This window comes from Streptomyces cyaneus, assembly GCF_004028635.1.
Classification (GTDB): domain Bacteria; phylum Actinomycetota; class Actinomycetes; order Streptomycetales; family Streptomycetaceae; genus Streptomyces; species Streptomyces cyaneus.
Map to the genome: position 1 here is coordinate 841,201 of NZ_RQJW01000003.1, position 26,024 is coordinate 867,224.

Annotated in this window: 23 protein-coding genes; 3 read left to right on the forward strand and 20 right to left on the reverse strand. The window is 70.3% G+C overall.

What is annotated here, in order from left to right; translation table 11 throughout:
* Positions 1–69 precede the first annotated feature (69 nt).
* The 3 genes from EHO50_RS43975 to EHO50_RS12710 all read right to left on the reverse strand — a co-directional run bounded on the left by EHO50_RS43975 (position 70) and on the right by EHO50_RS12710 (position 2,388).
* A complete protein-coding gene (locus tag EHO50_RS43975; protein WP_164904800.1) occupies positions 70–804 on the reverse strand; it encodes a hypothetical protein in 735 nt (244 codons plus the stop codon).
* Between the two features lie 8 nt (positions 805–812).
* Positions 813–1,268 carry an NUDIX domain-containing protein gene (locus tag EHO50_RS12705; protein WP_128429990.1) on the reverse strand — a complete coding sequence of 152 codons (456 nt, stop codon included), beginning with the start codon at positions 1,266–1,268 and terminating at the stop codon, positions 813–815.
* A 142-nt stretch (positions 1,269–1,410) separates the two neighbouring features.
* The gene (locus tag EHO50_RS12710) at positions 1,411–2,388 is read right to left on the reverse strand and encodes a hypothetical protein (protein WP_128429991.1); all 978 of its coding nucleotides are present in this window, start codon (positions 2,386–2,388) and stop codon (positions 1,411–1,413) included.
* Between the two features lie 215 nt (positions 2,389–2,603).
* Here EHO50_RS12710 and EHO50_RS12715 point away from each other — a divergent pair, with 215 nt between their 5' ends.
* Both EHO50_RS12715 and EHO50_RS12720 read left to right on the forward strand, forming a co-directional pair.
* Positions 2,604–2,819 carry a heavy-metal-associated domain-containing protein gene (locus EHO50_RS12715; protein ID WP_128429992.1) on the forward strand — a complete coding sequence of 72 codons (216 nt, stop codon included), beginning with the start codon at positions 2,604–2,606 and terminating at the stop codon, positions 2,817–2,819.
* Positions 2,820–2,886: 67 nt separating this feature from the next.
* The gene (locus EHO50_RS12720; protein ID WP_128429993.1) at positions 2,887–5,142 is read left to right on the forward strand and encodes a heavy metal translocating P-type ATPase; all 2,256 of its coding nucleotides are present in this window, start codon (positions 2,887–2,889) and stop codon (positions 5,140–5,142) included.
* Between the two features lie 72 nt (positions 5,143–5,214).
* On the opposite strand, the gene EHO50_RS12725 is transcribed toward EHO50_RS12720, so the two are convergent.
* The 8 genes from EHO50_RS12725 to EHO50_RS12760 all read right to left on the reverse strand — a co-directional run bounded on the left by EHO50_RS12725 (position 5,215) and on the right by EHO50_RS12760 (position 12,315).
* On the reverse strand, positions 5,215–5,667 hold the full coding sequence (locus EHO50_RS12725) for a phospholipase (RefSeq protein WP_128429994.1): 453 nt from the start codon (positions 5,665–5,667) through the stop codon (positions 5,215–5,217).
* 105 nt (positions 5,668–5,772) lie between these two features.
* Complete coding sequence (locus EHO50_RS12730) at positions 5,773–6,363, reverse strand: hypothetical protein (RefSeq protein WP_128429995.1); 591 nt, start codon at positions 6,361–6,363, stop codon at positions 5,773–5,775.
* 5 nt (positions 6,364–6,368) lie between these two features.
* A complete protein-coding gene (locus tag EHO50_RS12735; RefSeq protein ID WP_128429996.1) occupies positions 6,369–7,235 on the reverse strand; it encodes a carbohydrate ABC transporter permease in 867 nt (288 codons plus the stop codon).
* Entirely contained in the window at positions 7,232–8,176 is a 945-nt protein-coding gene (locus EHO50_RS12740) for a carbohydrate ABC transporter permease (protein WP_128429997.1), read from the reverse strand. The genes EHO50_RS12735 and EHO50_RS12740 overlap by 4 nt, the downstream gene beginning before the upstream one ends.
* A complete protein-coding gene (locus EHO50_RS12745) occupies positions 8,173–9,456 on the reverse strand; it encodes an ABC transporter substrate-binding protein (protein ID WP_128429998.1) in 1,284 nt (427 codons plus the stop codon). Before EHO50_RS12745 ends, EHO50_RS12740 begins: the two co-directional genes overlap by 4 nt.
* A 62-nt stretch (positions 9,457–9,518) precedes the next feature.
* Positions 9,519–10,271 (reverse strand): cupin domain-containing protein, encoded by a 753-nt coding sequence (locus tag EHO50_RS12750; RefSeq protein WP_128429999.1) that lies wholly within the window; start codon positions 10,269–10,271, stop codon positions 9,519–9,521.
* The gene (locus EHO50_RS12755; RefSeq protein WP_128430000.1) at positions 10,265–11,203 is read right to left on the reverse strand and encodes a DUF6807 domain-containing protein; all 939 of its coding nucleotides are present in this window, start codon (positions 11,201–11,203) and stop codon (positions 10,265–10,267) included. Before EHO50_RS12755 ends, EHO50_RS12750 begins: the two co-directional genes overlap by 7 nt.
* Positions 11,200–12,315: a Gfo/Idh/MocA family protein gene (locus EHO50_RS12760; RefSeq protein WP_128430001.1), complete on the reverse strand. Its 1,116-nt coding sequence runs from the start codon at positions 12,313–12,315 to the stop codon at positions 11,200–11,202. Before EHO50_RS12760 ends, EHO50_RS12755 begins: the two co-directional genes overlap by 4 nt.
* A gap of 297 nt (positions 12,316–12,612) precedes the next feature.
* On the opposite strand from EHO50_RS12760, the gene EHO50_RS12765 reads away from it, so the two are divergent.
* Positions 12,613–13,800: a flavin-dependent monooxygenase gene (locus EHO50_RS12765; protein ID WP_128430002.1), complete on the forward strand. Its 1,188-nt coding sequence runs from the start codon at positions 12,613–12,615 to the stop codon at positions 13,798–13,800.
* A 6-nt stretch (positions 13,801–13,806) separates the two neighbouring features.
* Here the strand turns inward: EHO50_RS12765 and polX are convergent, their stop codons facing one another.
* The 9 genes from polX to htpG form a co-directional block, all read right to left on the reverse strand.
* Positions 13,807–15,543 (reverse strand): DNA polymerase/3'-5' exonuclease PolX, encoded by a 1,737-nt coding sequence (gene polX, locus EHO50_RS12770; RefSeq protein WP_128430003.1) that lies wholly within the window; start codon positions 15,541–15,543, stop codon positions 13,807–13,809.
* Between the two features lie 70 nt (positions 15,544–15,613).
* Positions 15,614–16,849, reverse strand: a complete 1,236-nt coding sequence (locus EHO50_RS12775; RefSeq protein WP_128430004.1) for a DegT/DnrJ/EryC1/StrS family aminotransferase — start codon at positions 16,847–16,849, stop codon at positions 15,614–15,616.
* A gap of 158 nt (positions 16,850–17,007) precedes the next feature.
* On the reverse strand, positions 17,008–18,135 hold the full coding sequence (locus EHO50_RS12780; protein ID WP_128430005.1) for a GNAT family N-acetyltransferase: 1,128 nt from the start codon (positions 18,133–18,135) through the stop codon (positions 17,008–17,010).
* Positions 18,136–18,298: 163 nt separating this feature from the next.
* Positions 18,299–19,072 carry a class I SAM-dependent methyltransferase gene (locus tag EHO50_RS12785; RefSeq protein ID WP_128430006.1) on the reverse strand — a complete coding sequence of 258 codons (774 nt, stop codon included), beginning with the start codon at positions 19,070–19,072 and terminating at the stop codon, positions 18,299–18,301.
* Between the two features lie 97 nt (positions 19,073–19,169).
* Positions 19,170–20,399 (reverse strand): aminotransferase class V-fold PLP-dependent enzyme, encoded by a 1,230-nt coding sequence (locus tag EHO50_RS12790; RefSeq protein WP_128430007.1) that lies wholly within the window; start codon positions 20,397–20,399, stop codon positions 19,170–19,172.
* A 5-nt stretch (positions 20,400–20,404) separates the two neighbouring features.
* Entirely contained in the window at positions 20,405–21,766 is a 1,362-nt protein-coding gene (locus EHO50_RS12795) for a pyridoxal-phosphate dependent enzyme (protein ID WP_128430008.1), read from the reverse strand.
* Positions 21,763–23,295 carry an alanine racemase gene (locus EHO50_RS12800; protein WP_128430009.1) on the reverse strand — a complete coding sequence of 511 codons (1,533 nt, stop codon included), beginning with the start codon at positions 23,293–23,295 and terminating at the stop codon, positions 21,763–21,765. Before EHO50_RS12800 ends, EHO50_RS12795 begins: the two co-directional genes overlap by 4 nt.
* Before the next feature lie 287 nt (positions 23,296–23,582).
* On the reverse strand, positions 23,583–23,993 hold the full coding sequence (locus EHO50_RS12805; RefSeq protein ID WP_128430010.1) for a VOC family protein: 411 nt from the start codon (positions 23,991–23,993) through the stop codon (positions 23,583–23,585).
* Positions 23,994–24,092: 99 nt separating this feature from the next.
* Positions 24,093–26,003, reverse strand: coding sequence for a molecular chaperone HtpG (gene htpG, locus EHO50_RS12810; protein ID WP_128430011.1), 1,911 nt, complete (start codon positions 26,001–26,003; stop codon positions 24,093–24,095).
* Between the last annotated feature and the right edge of the window lie 21 nt (positions 26,004–26,024).

The window sequence follows — 26,024 nt, forward strand, 5'->3', positions numbered from 1 at the left end:
GTCGTCGGCGGGGTGTATCTGGGGCTGCTGCTGCGCAGGCAGCGGCGGGTGGGGGGATCTGACCGTGTCTCAACGACGGGGAAAGAGAAACGACTCGACGATCCGCGTGCCGTACTCCTGCCCATGCACCCGGATCTCCGCTATCGCCACAAAATCCCGCTGGTCCACCTCCGCAGCCAACTGCCGTGCCAGACCGGGGTCGCGCAGGAGCCGGGCCGAGCCTGCCGTGCCGAAGCCATGGCAGCCCATCACGAGGAAGGCCGCGGTCCCGCGCGAGGGATCGAAGGGGTTCTGGCAACGAACGACCAGGCCGTAGTCCTTGACGACCTTGTGCACCTCGGCGTCGTACTCGGGTGCATAACGTCGATTGGCGATGGTGATCGCGACTTCTTCCAGGTTGATACTCACCGGCAATCTGTCCTGGATGGCCTCGAACGCCCGCCGGGAGACGTCGTTGACGGCCGGTCCACCGAGAATCAGCAGGTTCGCGGTGGAGAGCTCGGAGTCGGCGGCGTCCAGTGAGTCCGTGATCCGATACTCGATCCCGATCTTGTCGAGGGTCGGAGTGAACTCGAGCAGCACCCTGACCTCGTTGATGCTCGTACGGTGCGTACTGCGCGGAAGCGGCCCGTGCCGACAGGTGAGCACCAGTCCCAGAGGGCGGCCGTTCTTCATGATGGGCCGCCAGATACGGCGCTCCGCCCGCGTCTTCCACGCACCCAGCGCACGGTGCGCGGTGGCCGTACCCAGCACCAGCAGCACACCGCCGACGACTTCGGCGAAGACGGACGGTAACCCATCCATCACACTGGTCACTCCTCGTCCTGGCGCGACCGGGACTGGAGCAGGATCGCCGCGACTGTGGGAGCGTGCGTGATCTCACCGCCGAGTACCAGATGGTGCGCTTCCTCCAGCGGCATCCAGACCAGGCCGAATTCCGCGCTCCCTTGGGACGGAACGAGCTTGTGAACCCGCACCAGATGGGTCCGGTGCACGGAGACGGAGAAGTCCATGTCCAGGGTGAGCAGTTCCTCGCCGTCGTGCGCCACGCACCCCGACTCCTCCGACAGCTCCCGTAGCGCGGCTTCGACCAGGTGCTCCCCCTCCCGCACCTTCCCGCCGGGCAGTTCCAGGGTGGAGCGGCGATGTGTCGTCCGTTCCTGACGGACCAGCAGGATCTCCCCGGCATCGGTCAGATGCAGGACGCACACCGATTCGGGGAACACCAGGCGTCCGCCGTCCAGTCGAAGTCCGTCAGGAAGTTCCATAGGTGTCCCCCGATAGCCGATAACCGGTAGCTGATAGCCGATAGCCGATAGCCGATAGCCGATAGCCGAGCTATAGCCGGTAGCACTGACCGCGCCCGCGGTATCAGTGGTTACCCCTGGAGAGCCTCGGCCATGCAGGCCCTCAGTGCCCGTGTTCGGGCTCGTTCCCGTGCGTCCCGTGCGCGGGCTCCTCGGCCGGTTCCTGCGCGGTGGCCGCGCCCCCTGCCCGGACCGTGAACGCCGCCGTGTGGACCTCGCCCTCGTGCTTGAAGTCGAGGAACAGCCGGTACGTGCCGCTGCTCGGCGCCGTGGCCGTGAACGAGATGTCCGGGCCGGGTTCGGTCCTGCCGTCGCCGGATTCGCCATGGGGGTGAACGTGGAGGTAGGCGAGATCGCCGGAGCGCAGAGCCACCAGGTGGCCGTAGGCGCCGAGGTAGGGCTGGAGGTCGGTCACGGGGCGGCCGTTTCGCGACACCTTCAGCTTCAGCTCGCTCTGCTTGCCCGGGCGCAGGCCGCCGTCCAGACGGACCTCGTAGCCGTGGATCTTCGCGGTGGAATTCGGCGCGGGCAGTTTCTGCGGCTCGTAGGAGCCCGAGGCGGCGAGATCCGCCCCGAGGGTGAGGTTCTCGGCGCCCTTCTTCGCCGGGGTGAAGTCGGCGAAGACGCGGTAGCCGCCCGCGCGGGGCAGCTCGACGGGGATGCTCCAGGTGCCGTCGGCGGCGCGGGTGGGGTGCAGGTGGCGGTAGGTGACCAGGTCGCGCGAGGCGACGATGAGGTGGAGTTCCTTCTCGTGCTCGCGCTGGTAGGCGGTGACGGCTCGGCCGCCGCTGTCGCGAATGACGAAGCGCAGGTCGGAGCGGGTCCCTGAGGTGACGTTCGGGGTCCTCAGGTCGAGGGTGTAGCCGCCCTCGGAGATCTGCAGCCCGCCGGCCGGCTTCGTCTCGTGCCCACCGTGGCCGCCGCCTCCCTCCGGTGTCGGTGACGGCTCGCTGTGGCTGTCGTGGCGGGCGGGCGCGGGGTCCTCGACCACGGGGTCGATGCCCATGCCCACGCCGTAAGCGGTGCCGAAGGTCGCTGCCAGTGCGGCGGCGAACGCGGTGATCTTCAGTCCGGCATGCATGGCGGTCTCCTGCGGGTCAGGGTCCTTCGGTACGAGCTCTTGATATGAGCCTCGATATGAGCTCTCGATGCAGTTCACCATACCCCCTGGGGGTATCAAGTCAACCTCACTCCGGCGCTTGCGTTCGGTACCCCCTAGGGGTATACAGGACTCCGGCAAGGATACCCCCGCCCCGTATCGGGGTCGATCGCCACCCGGACTCGCAGGAGGAACCCATGTCCACCACCACGTACGCCGTCTCCGGCATGAGCTGCGCGCACTGCAAGGCCACGCTCACCCAGGTCATCGGCGAGCTGGACGGCGTCACCGAGGTCAGTGTCGATCTGGCCGCCGGGCAGGTCACCGTCACCAGTGCCACCGAGCCCGACGACGCCCTGATCGCCGAGGTCGTCGACGAGGCCGGTTACGAGCTGACCGGCCGCGCGGCCTGACCCGCCCCCGAACCGCCCGTGCCCGGCCGCCCCGGGCGGCGGGCCCCACCCCGCACCAGGAGCAGCGATGACCACCACCGCGTCCCAGCCCACCACCGAGGTAGAGCTCGCCATCGGCGGCATGACCTGCGCCTCGTGCGCGGCGCGTATCGAGAAGAAGCTGAACCGCATGGACGGGGTCACCGCCACCGTCAACTACGCCACCGAGAAGGCGAAGGTCAGCTACGGCGGTGAGGTCTCCGTCCAGGACCTGATCACCACTGTCGAGGCGACCGGGTACACGGCACAGGAGCCCGCGCCGCCCGTACGGGAGGCGCCCGAGAGCCGGGACGAGGACGACGGACTACGGCCGTTGCGGCAGCGGCTGGTCACCGCCGTGACCTTGGCCGTCCCCGTCATCGCGATGGCCATGATCCCGGCCCTGCAGTTCGAGTACTGGCAGTGGCTGTCGCTGACCCTGGCGGCGCCCGTCGTGACGTATGCCGCATGGCCCTTCCACCGGGCGGCGTTCACCAATCTGCGGCACGGCGCGGCGACCATGGACACGCTGATCTCGGTCGGTACGTCGGCCGCGTTCCTGTGGTCGCTGTGGGCGCTGTTCCTCGGCACCGCGGGCGAGCCGGGCATGACGCACCCCTTCGAGCTGACCATCTCCCGCAGTGACGGTGCCGGGAACATCTACCTGGAGGCGGCGGCCGGAGTCACCGCGTTCATCCTGGCCGGGCGCTACTTCGAGGCCCGCTCCAAGCGCAAGGCGGGCGCGGCCCTGAAGGCACTGCTGGAGCTGGGCGCCAAGGACGTCACCGTCCTGCGCGCGAACGGCACCGAACAGACGGTCTCCGTCGCGGAGTTGAAGGTCGGCGACCGCTTCCTCGTCCGTCCCGGCGAGAAAATCGCCACTGACGGGACGGTCGTCGAGGGCTCCTCCGCGGTGGACGCCTCGATGCTCACCGGCGAGTCCATGCCGGTCGAGGTGGCCCAGGGCGACCCCGTCACCGGCGCCACGATCAACGCGGGCGGCCGCCTCGTCGTCGAGGCCACCCGGGTGGGCGCCGACACCCAACTCGCCCGGATGGCCAAGTTGGTGGAGGACGCGCAGAACGGGAAGGCAGCGGCACAGCGGCTCGCGGACCGGATCTCCGCCGTGTTCGTGCCGATCGTGATCGCCCTCGCGCTGGGCACCCTCGGCTTCTGGCTCGGCAACGGCGCGGGGATGGCCGCCGCCTTCACCGCCGCGGTCGCCGTACTGATCATCGCCTGCCCGTGCGCCCTGGGCCTGGCCACGCCGACCGCACTGATGGTCGGCACCGGGCGCGGCGCGCAGCTCGGGATCCTGATCAAGGGGCCGGAGGTACTGGAGTCCACGCGCAAGGTCGACACAATCGTCCTCGACAAGACCGGCACCGTGACCACCGGCCGGATGACCCTGCTGGCCGTGCACACCACCGACAACGCCGACGAGGCCGAAGTCCTGCGGCTCGCGGGCGCGTTGGAGCATGCCTCCGAACACCCGGTCGCCCGTGCCGTGGCCGACGGGGCGGTGGAGAAGCTGGGGTCGCTGCCCACGCCGGAGGACTTCGCGAACGTGCCGGGTCTGGGGGTACAGGGCATCGTCGAGGGCCATGCGGTGCTGGTGGGCCGGGAGCGGCTGCTGGAGGAGTGGGCCATGGAGCTGCCCGAGCCGCTGCGGCGGGCCAAGTCCGAGGCCGAGGCGTCCGGTCGTACCGCCATCGCGGTCGCCTGGGACGGCGAGGCGCGGGCCGTCCTGGAGGTCGCCGACGCGGTGAAGGAGACCAGCCCGGAGGCGATCCGGCGACTGCGCGCCCTCGGCCTCACCCCGATCCTGCTGACCGGCGACAACCGGGCCGTGGCCGAGGCCGTCGCCCGCGAGGTCGGCATCGCGCCCGAGGACGTCATCGCCGAGGTGCTGCCGCAGGACAAGGCCGATGTCGTCAAGCGACTGCAGGGCGAGGGCCGTTCGGTGGCGATGGTCGGCGACGGCGTCAACGACGCGGCCGCCCTGGCCCGGGCCGACCTCGGCCTGGCGATGGGCACCGGCACGGACGCCGCGATCGAGGCCGGCGACCTCACCCTGGTGCGCGGCGATCTGCGCGCCGCCGCCGATGCCATCCGGCTCTCCCGCCGGACGCTCGGCACCATACGGTCGAACCTGTTCTGGGCCTTCGCCTACAACGTCGCCGCGCTGCCGCTCGCCGCAGCGGGACTGCTCAACCCGATGATCGCCGGTGCGGCCATGGCCTTCTCCTCGGTCTTCGTGGTCGGCAACTCCCTGCGGCTGCGCTCGTTCCGAGCCGCCGACTGACACCCCGCCGAGCCGGAAGGGGCGCCGCGACGTGCGGCGCCCCTTGGCCTGTGACGGGACATCAGGCGGCTGTCAGCCGAAGGCCTTCACGGCCTGGTAGTAGGTCCAAGCCGTGCTGTTGCAGGCGGACTTGGAGGCACCGCTGTAGCCAGCGCACACACGCTTGAGGTCCTCGTAGAAGGCGCTGTCGAGGCGTGACTTGTTGGCACTGAAGGTGCCCAGCGCCTTGTAGTTGCGGTAGCCGAAGTCGTGCCGGGCGCAGGACGTGGCGAACGGGAAGCCGAAGGGGTTGTCGGGCGAGGAGGAGCAGTAGTCGGTGGACCAGTCGAAACCGTAGGCGGCCCAGGTGGACTGGTTGGAACGGGCGGCGACCCAGGCGTTGTAGCTGGACGCGCTGGTCTGCGTCCAGCTGGCGAGCACCTGGGGCTTGTCGGCGGGAGCGGCGTCCGCCGCTGAGGCCGTGGTGACGACGGTCAGGAGGGAGAGGGCTGAGGCGGCGAGACCGGTGGCGAGTGTGCGGTGCATTCCACACCTCCATGAGGCTGCGACCCGCCCGTCGGGGCGCAGGTTCATGACAAGATGATTGACGCCCGCACCTCGCCTTCACACCACATGTGCCCCAATGCGCCCTTAACTCTTGGATGTTCCGGTCCGTCGGAGATGAACGGCAGTGAGCGCCAGGGCCAACGGCCCCGGAGCCAGGAAGGCGAGCGGCAGCAGCATCCACCCGCACAGGGCGGCCGTGACGACCGCGAGCAGCACCAGTCCGCTGCCGCCCGTGTCCTGTACGGCGTCCCGTGCCGCCGCACGTACGGCGGCCGGCCAGTCGGTCAGTGACTCGGGGCGCGCACAGGCCCTGAGGCCCACCACCGTGGCGGCCGCGCCGATCGCCCCGGCGACCACCGCGAACAGTGGCGCCCCGGGCAGCCCCGCCCCGGCCAGCGCCAGGTCGGCGGCGCACAGCAGCGCACCGGCCAGGGCTATGACACCTGCCGCCAAGTCGCCGATCCGAAGCCGCCGCCGAAGCACCGCGAAGTACCGCCCGGCAGTGGCCGGTTGCCCCTCCCCCGCGCCCCGCAGCACCGCGCACGCACTCGACAGCGCGGCCGGCACCGTCACGACGGGCAGGCTCGCCACGGCCGTGGCGAGGCCGACGCTCAGCACGTCGGCGAACAGGGTCATCCGCGGCCCGAAGACCTCGCCCGGCTCCTGTGTTCCCATCTCGCTCACCCCTTGAGCCCGGAGCTGGCCATGCCCTCCACCAGCAGGCGCTGGAAGGCGAGGAAGAACAGCACGATCGGCAGCAGCGCGATCACGGACATCGCGAACATCGGGCCGAACGCCGAGGTGCTGGACGCGTCCACGAACGACCGCAGGGCCAGGGTGAGCGTGAACTTGTCCGGGTCGAAGAGGTAGATGAGCTGGGTGAAGAAGTCGTTCCAGGTCCAGATGAAGGTGAAGATGGCGGTCGTGATCAGCGCGGGCCGGGTGAGCGGGAGCACGACCTTGAAGAAGCTGCGGAACGGGCCGCAGCCGTCGATACGGGCCGCCTCCTCCAGCTCGCGCGGCAGACCGCGCATGAACTGCACGATGAGGAAGACGAAGAACGCCTCGGTGGCGAGGAACTTCGGCAGGATCAGCGGCCAGTACGTGTTCACCAGGCCGAGCCGGTTGAAGATGATGTACTGCGGGATCAGTACCGCGTGGTGCGGCAGCATGATCGTCGCGATCATGAACGCGAACAGCGGGCCGCGGAAGCGAAATCGCAGGCGTGCGAAGGCGTAGGCGGCGAGGGAGCAGCTGATGACGTTGCCGAGGACCGCGCCACCGGCGATCAGCAGCGAGTTGGACAGCAGCCGCCAGACGGACACGTCGTTCACGCCGTCCAGGGCGGTGGAGTAGTTCGACCACTCCAGGTGGCTGGGCAGCAGGTCAAGGCTCGCGATGACCTCGTCGGCGGGCTTCAGAGAGGTCGCCAGCAGCCACGCCAGCGGGTACAGCATGACCAGCAGCGCGGCCAGACAGCCGACGTGCAGGGCGATCCGGCCCCAGGCAACGGGCTTGCGGACAACCGGAGTTGTGGTGGTGGTCATCGGTCCCCCTCGGAGGCGTAGAAGACCCAGGAGCGCGAGGTGCGGAACAGCACCGCTGTGACGCCGCCGATGACGATCAGCAGCACCCAGGCCATGGCGGAGGCGTAGCCCATGTGAGAGGCGACGAAGCCGCGGTCATAGAGGTAGAGGGTGTAGACGAGGGTCGAGTCGGCTGGGCCGCCCTTGCCGGCGCTCAGCGCGAAGGCGGGCGTGAAGACCTGGAAGGCCTGGATGGTCTGGAGTACGAGGTTGAAGAACAGGACGGGTGACAGCATCGGCACCGTGACGGACAGGAACTGCCGCCATTTCCCGGCCCCGTCGACTGCCGCCGCCTCGTACAGCTCGCCCGGGATCTGCTGGAGGCCGGCCAGGAAGATGACCATCGGCGCCCCGAACTGCCACACCGTCAGCAACGCCACGGCGAGCAGCGCCCAGCCGGGCTTGTTGACCCAGCCGCCGGTGCCGAGGAGGTTGTCCACCGTGCCGCCGTCGTTGAAGATCGCGCGCCAGACCAGGGCGATGGACATCGACGCGCCGAGCAGCGAGGGGGCGTAGAACGCCGACCGGTAGAAGCCCTTGCCGCGCTTCATGGACTTCAGGGCGAGCGCGACGACGAGGGCGAGCGCGAGTTGCAGGGGCACGGCGATGACGACGTACGTCAGTGTGGTCAGCACCGACCGCCAGTAGCGCGGGTCCTCGGTGAACATCTGGACGTAGTTGCGCAGGCCCACCCAGCGCGGCGGATTGAACAGGTCGTAGTCCGTGAAGGACAGGTACAGCGAGACAGCCATCGGCAGCAGCGTCAGGACGATCGCGCCGAGCACCCACGGGGACAGGAACACCCAGGCGGGGCCCTGGCTTTCGCGCTTGGGGCGGCGCTTCGGGGCGGTGGTCGCCCCCGGTTTCCTGGCGGCGGGCGCGGGGATGTCGGTGGTGGTCATGACCTCAGCTCCGCCTTCGCCTCGGTGACGTAGTTCTCGGCCGCCTCGCGGGGCGACATGCGCTCGTACGACACCTGGTCGTAGTCGCGCTGGAAGGTGGCCTGCAGGGCGTTGTCGCCGGAGGGCGGTGCCTGAGGCGGTGCCTTGAGGGAGCCCTCCAGGGAGGCCTGGTAGTCGGCGATCGTCCTGTCGAAGTCCTTGAGCTGCGGCTCGATCGCCTCACGGATCGACTCGTTGACGGGGATGCCGCGGGTGGCTCCGAGGATCTTCGCGGCCTGCTCGTCGTTGATGAGGAAGTCCACGAGCTGGGCCGCCTCCTTCGGGTGGCCGGTGTTGGCCCCGACGCCCAGGAACATCGACGGTTTGAAGTACTGGCCGGGCGTGCCGTCCTCGCCCGAGGGCATCGGCGCGAGGGCGACGCCGCTCGGTATGAGGGCGAGGTAACCGCTGGACGGGGCATCCCAGTTGGCGTCGGCCGTGGCCTCGCCGCGTCCGAGCGGGGTGTTCTCGACGGAGCCGTCGAGCTGGGTGGTCTGCTCGGCGGGCGATACGACGCCCGCGCGCCGGAGTTCGTCGGTGAAGGTCCACCAGCGGGCCAGGTCGGCGGCGGTGAAGCCGAGCCCGCCGTCCTTGGTGTAGAGGGACTTGCCCTGGCCGCGCAGCCACACCTCGAAGCAGTCCTCGCTCTGGCCGGGGTCGGTGGCGCCGGGCTTGCCGGTCTTCTTCGCCAACGCCCGCATGGCGTCGGCCCATTCACTCCAGGTCCAGTCCTTGGCGGGGAGGGGGACGCCAGACGCCTTCCACGCCTTGACGTCGTAGACGACGGTCTCGGTGCCACGCCCCTGGGGGATCGCGTACTGTGTGCCGTCCAGCCTTCCGGTGGCGAGCAGGCCCGCGTCGATCTCACCGGTGCGCAAGTCGGCCTTCTGCTCGGCGAGGTCGAGCAGGACGCCGCCGGAGGCGTACTGGTCGATCTGCCGGTAGTCGAGCTGCATCACGTCGGGGGCGTCACCGCCCGCGGCCTGCGTGGCGAGCTTCTGCTTGTAGGCCTCGTAGGCCGAGAACGACGTCTGCACCCGGACGTTCGGGTGCTGTTTCTCGAACAGGGCGACGGCCTGCTCGGTGCGCTCCGCGCGGTCGGGGTTGCCCCACCACGTGTAGCGCAGCACGACCTTGCCGCCGCCGACCGACTCCCCGGATCCTCCGCAGCCGGCCAGCATCGCGCAGAGCACGAGTGCGGCGGCCGACGCGCAGAACCCCGTTGTCCTGTGTCCGGGCATGCCGAGGTCACCTCTTCTCTCCTCGGACTTTCTGTTGGCCCCCCTCGGCCCCCCTGAGCCTGCTACTCGCCTTGGTACGGCAGCGTGACCCCCGGCAGGTTGTACTCGTCCCGGCGCCCGCACATCCCGAACCCGCCGAGCCTGGTCGGCCCGGCCTCGTGCGCTGTCGCGTCGGCGAGGTACGCCGGTTCGCCCGCCTCCAGCGCATCGAGCTGGGCGCCCGTGCGCTCGGCCGTGGCCAGCGCGCCGGCCCGCCACAGCTCCCGCCAGTTCGGCACCTTGGCACGGACGAGCCGGGCGGCGGCGCGCTGGAACTCCCGGTACGGGCCGTTGTCACCGGCGACGAGCGCCTCGCGCAGGGCGAGGTAGCCCTCGACGGCGAGGTCCCTGCGGCGCCGGGCGGCCTCGGCGGTCTCCGGGCCGGTACCGGGCGGGAGTACAGAGGCGGCCGCGTACTTCTCGGGGTCGGCGAGCACTTCGGGCGGGAAGGTGAAGACGGCGTCCCCGGCCTCGGGCAGGCCGCTGTTCTGCATCAGCACGGTGATGCGCAGATCGCCGCCCTGGACCATACGGTGCACAGTCCCGGGCGTGAACCAGGCGACCGAGCCGGCCTCCAGGGGGATGTCCCGGTAGCCGTCGGGGCTCAGCGTCTGTACGGCACCCCGGCCGCCGGTGACGACGTACGCCTCCGTGCACACCAGGTGCAGATGCGGGCTGCCTCCGCACACCCCGTCCGCGGCCTCCCAGTCGTAGGCGCTGAGATGGGACAGGCCTACGGCGCCGGGCAGCGGATGCGGAAGGTTCGGCTTCACCACGGCATTGCCTCCAGGTGAGAGCCCACCCGCTCCCGGTCCCAGGCCCCGTCGGCGAACACCACGCGGTACCGGTACGCGAAGGACTCGCCCGGCGGCAGCTCGAACTCCTCGAAGAACGCCCAGGAGAACGCCACCGTCGGGATGGGCTCCGAGCGCACGAACCAGTGGGACTCGTGGATCGCGGCGTTCGCGTCGAGGTTCTCGGGCGCATGCGCGAAGACGAGCGTGGAGTGGCCGTCGACGTCGTCGTGCTCGGTGGTGAAGGCCAGCCACGGGCCCTGCGTGCCCATCAGCTTGCCCGCGTCCGCGCCGGCTCCCCCGTCGAGGTCGGGGCCGAAGGCGGTGCCGCCGGTGAAGTCCCGGGGGCCGCGCCACTGGAGTCCGGTGTAGCCGGCCATCTCGCGTCCGGCGGTGGTGGGCGAGCCGAAGGCCAGCGGCTCGGCACGGAGGTTGGTGAGCCGGATCGACCAGTCCAGGGCCCAGGCGCCGGCCTCCTCGTCCACCGAGTGGACGGTCAGCCCGCGCACCTCGCGCGCCCACTCCTGGCCGCCGTTCTCGACCCAGGTGAGCTCCTCGGTGAAGGCCAGCCGATCGTCCTCGGCCGCGAAGTCGGCGAAGCCGTCGTGCCGCATGGAGCCGACCCGCTCGGGCAGCGGGAGATAACCCTCGCCGTGGACATAGCTGTTGCCGCCCCAGAAGTTCTGCCCGGACAGATGGCTCGCCGTCATCTGCAGGCCCTTGTGCCAGCGGTGGTCGCTCGGCCGGTAGCCGGTCACGGTGTGCCCGGCGAGGGTGCGCACGGGGTGGGCGTAGGGCTTGCGGGACTCGAAGGCCTCCGGGTCGGGGCGGTAGACGTAGCGGAGGATCTCCGTGCCGTTCGCCGCCTCGACGGCGATGTGGTCGCCGTGGACGTGGGTGACGCGGATGCTCATGCGCGCTCCTTGAGGGCCCAGTGGGGGTGGTCGCCGTGCATGGCCTGGTAGAAGGGGTCGCCGGGGCTGATCTCGCCCGCGAGCACCGGGCTTCCCGTGAACGCGGCCTTGTAGAGGGCTGCGGCGAAGGCGAGGGTGGCCCGGGCGTCGGGGCCGCTGCCGGGCGGTCGGACACCGTTGTCGTAGGCGTCGAGGAGGGTGCCGAGCTGCGCCGTGTGCGAGCTGGGCACGTCCGCCGCGGGGGTGCGCCAGGCGGTGACACGCTCGGAGGGGACGTGGGGGGCCGGGGTGTAGACCCAGTCGTCGTTGCGGTTGCCGTACAGGTGGGTGAGTTCGACCGTCGCGTCGGCGCAGTCGATGCGGATGCGGCTCACCTCGTGCGGGGAGAGCACGCTGTTGACGACGGTGGCGAGGGCGCCGTTCTCGAAGCGCACGAGGGCCGTAGAGACGTCCTCGCTCTCGGTGTCGTGGACCAGGCGCGCGGCCATGGCCCGGATCTCCGCCCACGGTCCGAGCAGATGCAGCAGCAGGTCGAACTGGTGGATGCCGTGCCCCATCGTCGGCCCGCCGCCCTCGGTCGCCCACCGCCCGCGCCAGGGCACCGCGAAGTACGCGGCGTCACGGTGCCAGGTCGTCTGGCAGTGCGCGACCAGCGGGGCGCCCAGCTCACCGCTCGTGATCAGCTCACGGGCGTGCACGGCACCGGAGCCGTACCGGTGCTGGAAGACCGCGGACGCGTACACGCCCGACGCCTCCTCGGCCGCCGCGATGTCGTCGTACTCGGCGAGCGACAGACACAGCGGCTTCTCGCACAGCACCCAGGCGCCCGCCTTGAGCGCGGTGACCGTCTGCTCCCGGTGCAGCCACGGCGGCGTGCCGATCAGGACCAGGTCGGGGCGTACGGCATCCAGCATGTCGCCGGCCGAGGTGTACCCGGCGACGTCCTCGCCCGCGAGCTCCCGGAAGGCGTCCAGCCTGGCCTGGTCCACGTCGACGGCGGCGACCAGCTCCACCCGGTCGGCGTGGTGTCTCAGCGCGGGGAGATGGCTGCCGCTGACGATGGCGCCGGTGCCGATCACGGCGACGCGACGGCGGGCGGTGCTTGGGGACATGCAGTTCTCCTCGGACGGCCGACGGACAGCCCGCTCAGAAAGCGCTTGCACTTCGAGTTGACCCTAGGCAGGGACCTAATGTCAGGACAACCCCTCTGCGGCGACATGGGCAAAGCCTGACCCGTTCGGCTCGACCCACGTTCCGCACGCTCCCCGTCGCGACCGCCGCTCAAACGAACGAAGATCACAGGGCGCGCCGAAGCGATCCAGCGCTTCAACTTGGGCTCAGGAGTGGGGCGTTGACAGCACTCGGCATCCGCGTCACGGTGATGACTCGTCGTGCCCGGGAGGTCACCCATGGCAGTAGCCGGCACCGATGTCGATCTGGTCGCCCGCGTACGGGCTCTACGGCCCGTCGTCCGCGAGCACGCGCTGCGCACCGAACAGGAGCGGCGGGTCGCGCCCGAGGTCGCGGCGGCACTGGCGGACGCCGGGATCCACCGGATGAACGTCCCCCGACGGTACGGCGGCTACCAGAGCCGGCCGAGCACCCAGGTGGACGCGGTGGCCGAGATCGCCGCCGCGTGCGGCTCGACCGCGTTCAAGACGGTGATCCAGGCCGGCTGCTCCTACATCGCGGCGCTGTTCCCCGACGAGGCACAGGACGAGATCTTCACGAGCCCCGATGTGCGGGTCGGCGGCACCCTGGTCCCGGACGCGACGGCGGTCCGCTCCGACGGCGGCTACGTCGTCAACGGCACCTCGGGCTTCGCCACCGGCTGCCACGACGCCGACTGGCACCTGCTGACGGTCCGGGTCGAGCCCGAGTCCGACTCCGGCGACGGTCTGCCCGAGCTGCTGTGGACCGCCGTACCGATGGCCGAGCTGGAGATCCTCGACGACTGGTACGTGTCGGGGCTGGCCGGAAGCGGCAGCAACAGCGTCGTGGCGCGGGACGTGGTCGTGCCCGCCCATCGCACGCTGCCGGTCGGGCCGCTGCTGGCGGGCGAGTTCCCGTCGAAGGCCAACGCCGACGACCCGTTCTACCGGATGCCCGTGCTGCTGCTGTTCTGCGCGTGGACGGCGCCGATCGCCCTCGGTCTGGCCCGCTCGGCGCTGGCGGAGTTCAGCGAGCGCAGTCGCCGACGGGGCATCACGTACACCTTCCACGCGCGGCAGAACGAGGCCACCCTCACCCATCTCCAGGCGGCCGAGGCGGCCATGAAGATCTCCTGCGCCGAGCTGCTGACCGCGCAATTCGTCGCCCTGATCGAGTCGCGGGCCGAGTCCGGCGAGCCGTACACGCCCGAGGAGCGGGCCAGGGTCCGGGCGCAGAGCGGTTATGTGGCGCGGCTGTGCAAGGAGGCCGTCGATCTGCTCGGCTCAGCGTCGGGGGCGTCGTCCCTGCACCGGGAAGTGCCGATCCAGCGGGCCGTGCGGGACCTGCACGCCCTGAATCTGCATGCGTTCGTGAACCCCGCCACGAACCTCGAGATCTACGGCCGGGTCCTGTCCGGGCTCGACCCGGGTACGCCGTTCCTCTAGGCGCTGTCAGCCCTTGTCCAGGAAGCGCCGCAGCCGGGTCAGCGGCCAGGTGTTGATCACGTCGTCCTTGGTCAGCCAGCCCCGCTGTGCCGTGCCCACGCCGTAGCGCAGGTTGGCCAGGTGGATGACGGCGTGTGCGTCGCTGTCGACGGCGAACTTCACGCCGTGCCGTCCGGCCCGCAGGATGTCCTCGTCGCGCAGGTCGAGCCGGTCGGGATGGGAGTTGATCTCCAGGGCCGTGCCGGTGCGGGCGCAGGCGGCGAAGACCTCGTCGAGGTCGGCGTCGATGCCGGGCCGCTTGCCGAGGAGGCGGGTGGTGGGGTGGCCGATGATGTGGACGTGCGGGTTCTCGCAGGCCCGCACGATCCGCCGGGTGAGTGCCTCGCGCCCCTGGTTGAAGTGGGAGTGCACGGAGGCCACGCACAGGTCGAAGCCGGCGAGGAACTCCGGCGGCCAGTCCACGTCGCCGTCGGGGCCGATGTTCAGCTCGGCGCCGTGCAGCAGCCGCATGCCGGCCCGCTTTCCGCGCTTGCCGTACTCCGTGTCGAGCTCGCGGACGCGTTCGCGCTGGGCCAGGATCCGTTCGTCGGTCATGCGCTGCATGGCCATGTCGGGGCCGTGGTCGGTGACCGCGTAGTAGGCGTAGCCGCGTTCGGCGGCCGCGGCGACCATCTCCTCCAGCGGGGCGAGACCGTCGGTGAGGTCGGTGTGGGTGTGCAGATCACCCCGGATGTCCTTCTCCTGGACCAGGTCGGGCAGCTCGCCGCGCAGCCCGGCCTCGATCTCGCCCCGGTCCTCACGCAGGGTGGGCGGGATCCAGGGCAGGCCGAGCCGGGCGTACACGTCCTCCTCGGTCTCGGAGACGATCTTCCTTCCGGTCTCGGTGTCGAAGAGCCCGTACTCGGAGAGCTTGAGCTTTTGGTGGACGGCGAGTTCCCGGGTGCGGATGTTGTGCGCCTTGGAGCCGGTGAAGTACTGCAGCGCCGCGCCCCAGGAGTCCGGCGGTACGACGCGCAGATCGACCTGGAGGCCCTTGCTCGTGCGGATCGACGTCTTCTTCTCGCCGTGCGCGATGACCTCCGAGACGTACGGCAGCTCGGTGAAGGCCCGCATCACGGGCTCGGACTTCTTCGCCGCGACGAGGATGTCGATGTCGCCGATGGTCTCGCGGACGCGGCGCAGCGAGCCGGCGTAGGAGCAGCGTTTGCAGCCGGTGACCTGCGACATCTCGGCGACGATGTCCTCGGCGAGGCTCATGGCGACGTCGATCAGGACGCGGTCGCCGGAGGACTGGAGCAGGCTGATGCCGTGCAGGATGTTCTCCTCCGTCTTCGGCCCGAAGCCCTTCAGGTCGCGCAGCCGCTCCTCGTGGATGGCGTCCGCCAGTTCCTCGGTCGTGGAGATGCCCAGCTCCTGGTAGATGACCAGGGCCTTCTTCGGGCCGAGCGTGGGGATGGCGGTGAGCTGCCGGACCCCGGCGGGGATCTTCGCCCGCAGCTCCTCGACGGCGGAGACGCTGCCGTTGGAGAAGTACTCGACGACCTTCTCGGCGATCGACTTGCCGACGTTGGGGATCTCCTTCAGGCCCTTGACGTCGAGCTTGGACACATCGGCGTGGTGGCCGCCGATCGCCCGGGCGGCCTTCTCGTAGACGCGCGCCTTGAACGCGTCTCCTCCGGTGATCGAGATCAGATCCGCGTACTCCTGGAGCAGCGCGGCGACCTCGTCGTTGGGACGGGCCACACCTCCAGGGTAGGCAAGGTGGGGCCGGGCGGCGCGGGCCGACGCCGCCGGGGCACCCGGAAGACGACCGCTACTGGCCCAGGGGGGTGGGCGGCCTGGTCGTGGTGTCGAAGACGGGAGTGGTCGGGACCGGCGGGTGTGCGGTGGTCGCCCGCTCCTTCGTCAGGGCGTTGGTGATCCTGCGGGCCAGGAGGGGGTCGGCCGGCAGGGTGTGCGCGGCGAACCAGCGGGCGCCGGAGGGGTCGGGGGACGGTTCGACGAACTCGGCACCCGCGTAGTCGTCGAGCGGCGGGTCGTAGACGTATCCCGCGACCACGCCGTGATTCACCAGGCGTTCGAGGAGCGCGTCGCGGTCGTGGACGAGGAGCGGTACCCGGAAGAGGGGCGGCGGGCCGTCGCCCGCCCGGTCGCGCAGTGCCGGGCTGGCCCAGGTTGTGCCCGACAGCAGCGAGACACCGGCCCGGCGCCGAGCCAGGTCGCCGTCGAGCATGGCCATCCGCAGCTCCAACTGCCCCCGGACCAGGGCCCCGTGACGGGACCGGAAGCCATGCAGGTCGACCCGTACCCAGGGCTCGTACGCGGTCAGGCTCGGCGCGTGGCGTGCGCTGCCGGCGAGGCGGGGTGCGTGCAGGGCCATGCGGAAGTCGTCGCGTTCCAGCAGCCCCAGGCGCTGCATGGTGCGCCACACGGGACGCACCAGGTGGAGCGAGCGTACGGCGGAGCGGGCCAGCGGGCGCAGTGTGGTGGACAGGTCGGCGCGCAGGCGTCGCGGGGTCAGCAGATCGTCGCGCAGCAGCTCCAACTCCCGCCGGGTGCGCGCGTCCTCGACGGCGAGAAAACCGCCGGCCATCCCCGCCACGTGCTTGGACAGGCTGAACGCCGCCGCCCTGCCGAAGGTGCCGATCGGCTGCCCGTCGACATGCGTGCCGATGGCGTGCGCCGCGTCCTCGATCAGCGGGATCCCCAACTCGTCGCAGCGGCGGCGCAGTTCGACGACCCGGTCCGGCAGCCCGTACAGGTTCGTGGTCAGGACGGCGTCCACGTTCCGCCAGGTGGACTCCGGTACGGCGGCCGGGTCGATGTTGCCGTCCCACTGGGACACCGGGGCTTGCACGGGGCGCAGTCCGGCGGCGAGGACGACGAAGAGGATCACGTCGTCGTTCACCGGGGACATCAGCACCCGTCCACCGGGCCGGCACCAGCGCCGCAGCGCCAGGTACAGGGCGAGCCGGGCGGAGGGCGTGTAGACGCATTCGCGTCCGATGCGCCGTGTCATCATCGCGGCGAGCCGCGATCCGTACGGCATGGTCACCTCTTCCGTGGAAGGGTACGAGGAAGGGTCGCCCGAGGCGGGCGGTGCACGTCGGCGCGCGAGGATCGAGGCCGCCGTGCAGGGGGAACCGAGACCGCGCGACGCCATGGACAAGACGCCGACGCGTTACGCATGACGAGAGCGGGCCCCGTTCAGCGGGCGCGTGCTCCCGCTCCCGAGGAGTGGGCCAGGCCCGAGGTGCGCAGGGTGCCGACGGTCTTCAGCAGCCGGTCGGCGGGGTCGCGCAGTCTGGGGTGGGCCAGGACCGTGTTCCTCAGGCCGCGCACGGGTCTGCGCCACAGCCGGTGGGCCGCCGCCACGGGATGCGCGCGCACCGCGAACCCTTCGGCCACCCGCAGCTCACGGGTCTTGAGCCAGTCCTTGTACTCCTTCTCGCCACGCCCCATGTCCATCAGCGTCACGCCGTCCCGGCCCGCGGCGTAGGCCATCCGCAGGTGCATCATCAGTCCGGGCGAGTAGTAGCTGAACTCGGGGTCGTACGCGGTGAACCAGGCCGCGAACACCGTCCGCGACCTCGGCCCGAAGTGCGCGGCGACCGGCCGGTCACCGGCGTACACCACCGACAGGATGCCGGTGAAGTGTTCCTCGCGGACCTGGAGGAGGTGCTCGACGAGGTCGACGATCCACGGCTTGGAGAACCGGTCCATCCGCCCCGTCCTGCGGTACTGGGCGGACTTCCATCGCATGAGCGTGCGCAGCACCCGCGGGTCGCGCTCGTCGTAGACGAACCGCACCTCGCCCACGTTCCGGCCCAGGCGGCGCTCCTTCTTCAGCGTCGTCTTGGCCTGTCCGGGGTACGTGGCGCGTAACCACTGCGCGTAGTCGCCCTCGCCGGGCTTCAGATCGAGCACGGGAGAGGCGAACGTGCCGGTGACGTACGGGCCGAACGGCTTCTGCTCCTCGACGAGGTGATCGAACTCGAAGACGGACAGTCCGCAGGCCCGCAGCAGTTCCCGGGTGTCCCAGGTGACGCCCGGACGGTGCACCAGGGCCTGGCAGTCGGAGAGGCCGAGACCGATGGCACGCCCGACACCGAGGGCGGTGCGCTCGTACGGGAAGAAGCCGACGGCCTCCCCGTCCTCGTGCAGTACCGCCACCCGCGCCCCACCGCGGTACCTGCCGACTCCCCTCGCGAACTCCGGCGCCAGGAACGGGTTGGCGTAGTCGGGCGAGGAGTCCATCGCCCCGTGCCACGCCCGGCGCAGCGACTCGGTCAGTTCGTCGGGTCTGTGAATCGTGATGGCGCTCTTGGATCGCACGGCGAATGCTCCCCCCAAAAATCCCCCCAAGACGCATTCCTAGCGCCTCGCCACATTTTCCCCCATGTCGAACTATGCGGCGAGGCTCAAACGTCGCGAAACAGTACGCACGCTGTCAAGGTGCCTGCAGGAACCTTTAGCTGTGCTTGGTGCGGACTCCCGGTCAGCGCAGTGCCACGACGACGTGGCTGGCGCCGTACTGCCAGACGACGCCGACGTGCCCGAACCCCGCCTGCCTCAGCAGTCGTTGATGTGCGGACACGGACAGGCGCGCCGCGCTGTCGGCCGCAGCCGTCTTCGGCTGTCGGGGTCGGCGTCCACGCTCCGCGATGAGGTCGGTCAGCTCCGGATCCTGCTCGACTGCCGTCCACCAGGACGCCCAGTCCTCGTGGGCGAGGGCGTGCCCGCGTTCGGCGTGGCGGCGGCCGACGCAGCCGGCGAGTTCGGCGAGCCGCGTGTCGTCGTGCGGGAAGTGGTCGCCGTTGACGAGGACGCCGCCGGGCCGCAGCAGCGCCGCGAGCTGCCGGTAGACACGGTGCAGGGCGTCCACGCCGAGATAGTGCAGGGCCGTCGTCGACACGGCCGCGTCTAGCGGGCGGTCCAGCCGCAGGGCCTGCGTCCAGCCCTCCTCGCCGATCACCGCGTCCACGTAACGGGCCGCGTCCGGGTGGTGGGTGCGGGCCAGCTCCAGCAGCAACGGGTCCATGTCCACGCCCACGATGTCCGCCTGCGGCAACCGCCGGGCCAGTCGGGCCGCCAGCGATCCGGGACCGCAGCCGAGGTCGAGGACCAGCGGCGTGGCCGGGCCGCCCGTCACGGTCTGCTCGACCACGTCACCGATCACCGTGAAACGCTCCTCGCGGTCGACGGCGTACCGCTGCTGCTGGCGTTCCCAGCGCTCCACCCACCGCTCCGCCGTCGCCAGGCTCAGCCCCATCCGGTCGTGCCACCTCGCCGTCTCGCACCCGACTCACCCTGTCGGCGCCCGACACTACAAGATGGAAACGGTTCCCATTACCTCTGATGGCGGTACGTCACCCGAGGGTGGCAAGGACGGCCAGCAGTCGGTCGATCTCGTCGGCGGTGTTGTACACATGCAGGCTCACCCGCACCGACCCTGTCCTCTCCCCCGCGCTGCCCTGGCAGTGCTGGTCGGAGCGGACCATGAAGCCGTGGCTGAAGAGGACGAAGCCCAGGTCCCCGGAGTCGATGGCGTGGTGCCGGAAGGTGACGATGCCCTGGCGCCGCTGTGCGGACGCGTCGGCGGCCAGGCTGCTCTGGCAGCCGAGGATCTCGTAGGCGTCGAGGCGCCGCAGGCCGTCGGTGAGCCGGGCCGCCAGGGCGACGGTCCACTGCCCGATCCGGTCGCTGCCGGCGGTGTCCAGCCAGTCCAGGGCGGTGGCGAGGGAGGCGATGCCGACCGTGTTGGGGCTGCCGGACCAACCGCCCGGTGTGAACTCCGGGCCACGTGACTGACGGGCCCAGACCGCTCCCGTGCCGGGCAGCGCCATGGCCTTGTGCCCGGAGAAGACGACGAAGTCCACGTCCAGGTCGGCGACGGACACCGGCAGATGGCCGATGCTCTGGGCGGCGTCCAGGCAGATGACCGCGTGCGGGCCGACCGCACGGCGGATGCGGTGGATGTTCATGTTGCCGCCGTACACGTGGTGGATGTGGCTGGCGGCGACGAACCGGGTTCGCGGACCGGCCAGTTCCGTGAGCGCGGTGTGGTCGTAGTCGCCGGACGCCTGCTGGTACGGCATCGGCCGGACGCGGATGTGGACGCCCTGCCGCGCCAGTTGTCGTTGTGCCTCCAGCCAGGGCGCGATGTTGGCCTCGTGGTCGGCGACCGGGACCACGATCTCGTCGCCGTCGGCGAGGAGCCCGGGCAGCCAGTCGCGGGCGATGGTGCGCAGGCCCTCGGTGGTGCCGCTGGTGAAGTGCACGGCCGAGCGCGTCGGGTCGGGGTCGTTAAGGAACCGCCGGATCCGGTCGCGGGCCTGCTCGACCAGGGATGTGGTCCGGTTGGCCCAGGTGTAGGTGCCGCGGCCCGCGTTGGCGTTGGTCGTGGTGAGGTAGGTGTGGACGGTGTCGAGTACGGCCTGCGGCTTCTGGGCGGTGGCGGCGCTGTCCAGGTAGGCCAGTTCCGGGTGGGCGGTGATGATCGGGAACTGGGCGCGCAGGGCGCGCTGCCACTCCCGCAGCTCCTCGGTCAACTCCTCGATGACGGGCGCACCTTGGGTGTCGATCCTGGGTGTGGTCATGGGCGTCAGTCCCGTACGAGCGGTGCGCCCGCGTCGCGCCAGGCGATGACGCCGCCGGTGAGACTGCGGACGTCCGGGTGTCCCATCCGGGTCAGCAGGGCGGCGTAGCGGGCGGACTTCTCGCCGACCGGGCAGGCCAGCAGGACCGGGCGGTTGCGGCTGAACGGCAGCCCGCCGTGCAGGAGTTCCTCGAAGAGCTCGTCGACGATGTTGACCGAGCCGTCGATGTGCAGGGCCGCGTAGGCGTAGGGGCTGCGCAGGTCGACGACGAGTGGTTCTCCGGTGGCGATCCACGTCTGGGCGTCGGCGACGCCGATGGCGGGTGCCGTGCGTATCTCGGCGTCCGACAGGTCGGCCGGGGAGTTCCTGCGGCGGGGACGGCCGAAGAGGTCGGGGCGACGCTGACGGACGTAGCTCAGGTAGCTCTCCACGCGGTCGCAGACGATGAACACGGCCGACTGCCGCTGCGTCGGTTCTTCGTCGCCCGATTCCGCGTCGCCCGATCCTTCGTCGGCGGCGCGCAGTTGGCGTACGGCCCCGAAGTAGGCGGCGCCTCCGGTGGGGCCCGCCAGGATGCCGCAGCGACGGTTGAGGGTCAGCATCCCCTCGATCGCCTCGTCGGCGCTCACCGTCTCGATGGTGTCGTAGGTCCCGGGGTCGAACAGCCCCACCTCGTGCGCCTCGTCGATGGTGCGGATGCCGGGGATGAAGTCGGACTTGGCCGCGACCAGGCCGACGACCCGTACGGCGGGGTCGTGTTCGCGCAGGGCGCGGGCGACGCCTGTGGAGGAGCCGGCGGTGCCCACGCAGGCGATGAACCAGTCCGGGGCCTGGCCGTCGAGGTCCTTGACGATCTCCGGTCCGGTGCCGGCGAAGTGGGCTTCGGTGTTGCGTGGGTTGAAGTACTGGTCGGTGTGCAGACAGGTGCTGTCGGGCTCGGAGAGGGTGCGGTGGAACAGGGTGAGCGGGTCGTCGGTGGCGGTGGGGTCCAGGCACTCGCTCTGGCCGGGGAGTTCCTCGATCTGCGCGCCGAGCAACAGCAGCAGGTCCTTGATCTCCGGGATGCGCATCCGGTTGGTGACGCTCTTGAAGGTCAGGCCGTGCATGCCCGCGAGCACGGCCAGGGCCTTGGCGGTGTTGCCGCTGGACAGCTCGACGACCTGACCGCCGCCCTCGCCCGCGGCGGAGGCCGTGGCCGCGAGGTGCGGTCGTGCCATGTTCCAGGCGGCTCGGTCCTTGACCGAGCCGAAAGGGTTGAGCAGCTCCAGTTTGGCGTACAGGTCGATGTTCCTGAGGCCGTGCACGGCCGGGTCGATACGCACCAGCGGTGTGTTGCCGATGGCGTCGGTGATGCTGTCGTACCTCACTGCGCTCCCCCCACGGGTGTGGTCGGCCAGTACTGGTCGTCCAGGCACCAGCGCCATGTATCGCCCTCCTGCCAGGCGGCGACCTTGCGCGCGGAGGGCTGGTGCTGGGCACGGGTGGCGTGGAAGTCCATGCAGTAGCCGGCCGTGTTGGCGAACGCCATCAGGTCACCCGGTTCGGGGCGGCGGGGCAGGAAGACCGTGCGACGGGTGATCAGGTCGGACTCCAGGCAGCGACTGCCGAAGAGATGCACCGCGACCGGACCGGTACCGGGGTCAGGGCCGGCGCCGGCGCCTGCCGCTGTGTCTGCCCCTGCGTCTGCCTGTGTGTCTGCCTGTGTGTCTGCCGGATCCCGTGGGACGACAACCGGGTCCATGAGCACCCCGTGCTCCTCCAGCGCCACATCGTCGGCCTTGGCCGCCAGCCGTACGAGCAGGGGGCCGCCGGTCTCCGGGTCGCGCACCTCCAGCACCTTCGTCAGGGTCAGTCCGCACTGGTCGAGGAGCGCTCGGCCGGGTTCGGTGTGCAGGTCGTACAGGTGCTCCAGGAGCAGGGCGGCCAGTGGGCGGCCGCCCAGGGACGCGGCCGGGTGCGAGAGCAGTTCGTCGAGGTAGCGGGCGCCGGCGACCGGACGGTGGGCGGGGTACAGGCCGAGCGTGCCGCGCAGGGTGCCGGCTTCGTTGCGCAGCCCGTAGCCGTGGCCGCCGTACGTCAGGGGCGGGCGGGTGCCCAGCACGGCTTCGGTGAGTTCGGTCGTGTACCGATCCCATTGCCCGCCGTCCGCAAGGTAGTTGACGCCGAACCCGCCGCCGATGTCCACGCCCCGGGGCCTGAGCCCGCGGCTGCGGCACTCCTCCAGTACCCGCAGACAGCCCTCCAGCGCCGTGGCCTTCTCGGTGAGGCTCGTCGTGTCCAGGTGGTAGGCCACGCCGACCGGATCGACCACGTCGGCGTGCCGCTCGACGGCCTCCAGCAGCGGGTCCAACTCCCTTACGGCGGTACCGAATCGGCTCCGTCGGCTCAGCACCCGTACGCCGGACGCCTCGAAGCCCGACAACCGGAGCAGGATGCGGGCGCGGGGCAGGGCGTGTTTGCGTACCAGCGTGGCGAGTTGCTCCAGTTCGCCTCGCGTGTCGAGGCTGACGGTGACCGACGTACGGGCCGCCAGCCACAGGAACTCCGGGTTCTTCGGCCCGGTGGCGATGATCCGATCGGGGGTGAGGCCGGCGCCGAGGGCGTGCTGCAGCTCACCCAGCGAGGCGACGTCCACACCGGCGTCCGTGGCGGCGAGCCGCCGCAGCAGGGCGCTGGACCGGTTGGCCTTGTGGGCGAAGTACACCTGGCCGGACAGGTGGTGGGTGCCGTACACCGAGCGGAACTGCTGGAGATTGTCGGCGAGTTGGTCTGGGACGAGCATGTTCAGCGGAGACCCGAGGGCGTCGGTGAGCGTGTGCAGCAGGGCCGGGGCGTCCAGTAACGAGCGCAGCCGCGACTCCAGCCGCGGTTCGAGATACAGGGGCTGCCCACCCATGCCCAGCCCCTCCCCAGCGCTTCGGGCCCGACACTCCGGGCGCTGACGAACACTCCCCGCGATTTGCCGTATAGCTCCTTTCCCTTCCCTCCGGTGCTTTACGCCCTGTAGCTGCCCGCATGGGCGATTGCGTCAACAGACGGCCGGAAACGGTCGGGCGCCGTGGGCGCAGGCGCGACCGAGCCGGTGGATGCGGCGGTCAGCACCTGGACCACCGCACCCCCCTCGGTGTCCCCCACGCCGTCGCCGGGCCGGATCAGGAGCTGGTGACCGGCTCATCGACGCCCTCAGCCTCCCTGCCCGGCGATGTTGACCATCCAGGTGATGCCGAACCGGTCCGTACACATGCCGAAGACGTCGCCCCACATCTGCTTCTCCAGCGGCACGGCCACCGAGGCGCCCGCGGACAGCTTCTCCCAGTAGCCGCGCAGCTCCGCGTCGTCGTCGCCGCTGAGGCTCACGGAGAAGTTGTTGCCCGGCTTGTGGTCGCCCGTCGGGGTGTCGGCACCCATGAGGGTGAAGCCGCTGGGGGTCTCCAGCATGCCGTGCATGATCTTGTCGGCCATGGGGGTGTCCTGCTGGCCGTACTCACCGTAGGTGTTGAGCGTCAGGGTGCCGCCCAGGACTTCCTTGTAGAACTCCATCGCCTGCCGGGCATCACCGGCGAACGTGATGTAGGGGTTGAGACGCGAGGCCATGAATCCTCCGGGAAATGGGGTCAGAGTCCGACTCCACGGACGCTAGCGCGGGCCACTGACAATGGCCCGCGCACACGTCCACATGGCCCACGCCCCCGACTACAGGGTGCGCTCCAGGCGGTCCGCCACCAGCTTCACGAAACGCGCGGGATCCTTGGACTGGCCGCCCTCGGCGAGCACCGCCAGCGTGTGGAGCAGTTCCACGGACTCGGCGAGCTCCGTGCGGTCCTCGCGCTCCTTGTACGCCTGGTTCAGGCCCTTCACCAGCGGGTGGCCGGGGTTGAGCTCCAGGATCCGCTTGGTGCGCGGCACCTCCTGGCCCATCGCCCGGTACATGTTCTCCAGGGCCGGGGTCAGATCGTGCGCGTCGGAGACGACGCAGGCCGCGGAGACGGTGAGCCGCGTCGACAGGCGCACCTCCTTGATGTCCTCGTCCAGCTGCTCGCCCATCCAGCCGAGCAGACCGGCGTACTCCTCGGCCTGCTTCTCCCGCTCGTCGTCGGCGTTCTCGTCGCCCTTGGCGTCCAGGTCGATCTCGCCCTTGGCGACGGACCGCAGCCGCTTGCCCTCGTACTCGCCGACGGCGTCCACCCACACCTCGTCGACGGCGTCCGTGAGCAGCAGGACCTCGATGCCCTTGGCCCGGAACGCCTCCATGTGCGGGGAGTTCTCGATGCTCTGCCGGGACTCGCCGGTGATGTAGTAGATGTCGTCCTGGCCGTCCTTCATCCGCTCCACGTACTGCGCCAGCGTGGTCGGCTCGTCGTCCGAGTGCGTGGTCGCGAACGAGGACGCGGCGAGGATTGCGTCGCGGTTCTCGGAGTCGGTGACCAGGCCCTCCTTCAGGACGGTGCCGAACTCCCGCCAGAACGTGGCGTAGCGGTCGGCGTCCTTGGTCATGAACTCCTTGACCGTGGACAGGACCTTCTTCGTCAGCCGGCGCTGCATCATCCGGATGTGCCGGTCCTGCTGGAGGATCTCGCGTGAGACGTTGAGCGAGAGGTCCGCCGCGTCGACGACGCCCTTGACGAAGCGGAGGTAGGGCGGCAGCAGCGCCTCGCAGTCGTCCATGATGAAGACGCGCTTCACATACAGCTGGACGCCGCGCTTGAAGTCCCGCGTGAACAGGTCGTGCGGGGCGTGCGAGGGGATGAAGAGCAGCGACTGGTACTCGAAGGTGCCCTCCGCCTGGAGCCGGATCGTCTCCAGCGGCTCGCGCCAGTCGTGGCTGATGTGCTTGTACAGCTCGTGGTACTCGTCGTCGGACACCTCGTCGCGCGAACGCGCCCACAGGGCCTTCATGGAGTTCAGCGTCTCGGCTTCGGCCGGGCTGTCGCCGTCGCCGTCGCCGTCGCCCGCCTCCGGGACCATCCGGATCGGCCAGGTGATGAAATCCGAGTAGCGCTTGACGATCTCCCTGATCTGCCACGGGGAGGTGTAGTCGTGCAGCTGGTTCTCGGGGTCGGCGGGCTTGAGGTGGAGTGTGACGGACGTGCCCTGCGGTGCGTCGTCGGCCGTCTCAAGCGTGTACGTGGCCTCACCGCGCGACGTCCAGCGGGTCCCCTGGCTCTCGCCGGCGCGCCGGGTCACCAGCGTCACCTCGTCCGCCACCATGAAGCCGGAGTAGAAGCCGACGCCGAACTGGCCGATGAGCCCCTCGGCCCCGCCCGCGTCCTTGGCCTCCCGCAGCTCCTTCAGGAACGTCGCCGTTCCCGAGTTGGCGATGGTGCCGATGAGCTGTCCGACCTCCTCGTACGACATCCCGATGCCGTTGTCCCGCACCGTGAGGGTACGGGCCTCCTTGTCGATGTCGATCTCGATGTGCAGGTCGGACACATCGGCGTCGAGGGAGTCGTCCCGCAGTTTCTCCAGGCGCAGCTTGTCGAGCGCGTCGGAGGCGTTGGAGACGAGCTCCCGCAGGAAGACATCCTTGTTCGAGTAGACCGAGTGGATCATCAGCTGGAGCAACTGACGGGCCTCTACCTGGAACTCAAACGTCTCGGTCGGCATGGTTCGCGACTACCTCACAGG

Excerpts from the sequence above, each read along its gene's own strand:
- EHO50_RS12775 (WP_128430004.1), bottom strand. The coding sequence starts at position 16,849 with ATGCCGTACGGATCGCGGCTCGCCGCGATGATGACACGGCGCATCGGA.
- EHO50_RS12720 (WP_128429993.1), top strand. The coding sequence starts at position 2,887 with ATGACCACCACCGCGTCCCAGCCCACCACCGAGGTAGAGCTCGCCATC.
- EHO50_RS43975 (WP_164904800.1), bottom strand. The coding sequence starts at position 804 with ATGGATGGGTTACCGTCCGTCTTCGCCGAAGTCGTCGGCGGTGTGCTG.
- EHO50_RS12710 (WP_128429991.1), bottom strand. The coding sequence starts at position 2,388 with ATGCATGCCGGACTGAAGATCACCGCGTTCGCCGCCGCACTGGCAGCG.
- EHO50_RS12715 (WP_128429992.1), top strand. The coding sequence starts at position 2,604 with ATGTCCACCACCACGTACGCCGTCTCCGGCATGAGCTGCGCGCACTGC.
- htpG (WP_128430011.1), bottom strand. The coding sequence starts at position 26,003 with ATGCCGACCGAGACGTTTGAGTTCCAGGTAGAGGCCCGTCAGTTGCTC.
- EHO50_RS12740 (WP_128429997.1), bottom strand. The coding sequence starts at position 8,176 with ATGACCACCACCGACATCCCCGCGCCCGCCGCCAGGAAACCGGGGGCG.
- EHO50_RS12705 (WP_128429990.1), bottom strand. The coding sequence starts at position 1,268 with ATGGAACTTCCTGACGGACTTCGACTGGACGGCGGACGCCTGGTGTTC.
- EHO50_RS12800 (WP_128430009.1), bottom strand. The coding sequence starts at position 23,295 with ATGGGTGGGCAGCCCCTGTATCTCGAACCGCGGCTGGAGTCGCGGCTG.
- EHO50_RS12765 (WP_128430002.1), top strand. The coding sequence starts at position 12,613 with ATGGCAGTAGCCGGCACCGATGTCGATCTGGTCGCCCGCGTACGGGCT.
- EHO50_RS12790 (WP_128430007.1), bottom strand. The coding sequence starts at position 20,399 with ATGACCACACCCAGGATCGACACCCAAGGTGCGCCCGTCATCGAGGAG.
- EHO50_RS12745 (WP_128429998.1), bottom strand. The coding sequence starts at position 9,456 with ATGCCCGGACACAGGACAACGGGGTTCTGCGCGTCGGCCGCCGCACTC.
- EHO50_RS12730 (WP_128429995.1), bottom strand. The coding sequence starts at position 6,363 with ATGGGAACACAGGAGCCGGGCGAGGTCTTCGGGCCGCGGATGACCCTG.
- EHO50_RS12725 (WP_128429994.1), bottom strand. The coding sequence starts at position 5,667 with ATGCACCGCACACTCGCCACCGGTCTCGCCGCCTCAGCCCTCTCCCTC.
- EHO50_RS12735 (WP_128429996.1), bottom strand. The coding sequence starts at position 7,235 with ATGACCACCACCACAACTCCGGTTGTCCGCAAGCCCGTTGCCTGGGGC.
- EHO50_RS12785 (WP_128430006.1), bottom strand. The coding sequence starts at position 19,072 with ATGGGGCTGAGCCTGGCGACGGCGGAGCGGTGGGTGGAGCGCTGGGAA.
- EHO50_RS12760 (WP_128430001.1), bottom strand. The coding sequence starts at position 12,315 with ATGTCCCCAAGCACCGCCCGCCGTCGCGTCGCCGTGATCGGCACCGGC.
- EHO50_RS12805 (WP_128430010.1), bottom strand. The coding sequence starts at position 23,993 with ATGGCCTCGCGTCTCAACCCCTACATCACGTTCGCCGGTGATGCCCGG.
- EHO50_RS12755 (WP_128430000.1), bottom strand. The coding sequence starts at position 11,203 with ATGAGCATCCGCGTCACCCACGTCCACGGCGACCACATCGCCGTCGAG.